General features: G+C 32.4%; 1 pseudogene. It reads left to right on the top strand.

The features are described 5' to 3' along the window. A pseudogene (locus HMPREF2802_RS07745) lies at positions 1-255 on the top strand (DUF1433 domain-containing protein); the annotation flags it as partial. Positions 256-395 lie beyond the last annotated feature (140 nt).

The raw sequence follows: 395 nt of genomic DNA, 5'->3' as shown, positions 1-395 counted from the left end.
AAACTTCCAATGGGAGCTGGCTACTCAATAGAGGGTCACATCAATAAGGATAAATGGTATTATTTTAGCGCTGATATGACAAAAGGAGGCCAAACACAATTTAATGGTGATATAAGCTATAATCCAAAAACTTTAGGAAAATTATTGATACATTCAGAGGCTAAAGACGAATTAAACCCAAACGAAATTATTAAACGTGAACACATGAACAAACAAGATTATGAAGCTGATCCCCCTATCATTTGGGGAATTTAATTGATGTCGCAGTTATAATCACCCTTGATACTTTTAACATCTGAGTTAAATGGAAGGCATAAAATTAGACTAGGAAATAAATGTATATTTACTTCTCAGTTCATTTTATTAAATCAACTAATAAGTTGGTAAAGCGAGGT

Origin of the sequence: Staphylococcus sp. HMSC071G07, assembly GCF_001811435.1 — a bacterium.
In the GTDB taxonomy this organism is placed as follows: domain Bacteria; phylum Bacillota; class Bacilli; order Staphylococcales; family Staphylococcaceae; genus Staphylococcus; species Staphylococcus pettenkoferi.
This window is presented reverse-complemented; position numbering and strand designations above follow the sequence as displayed.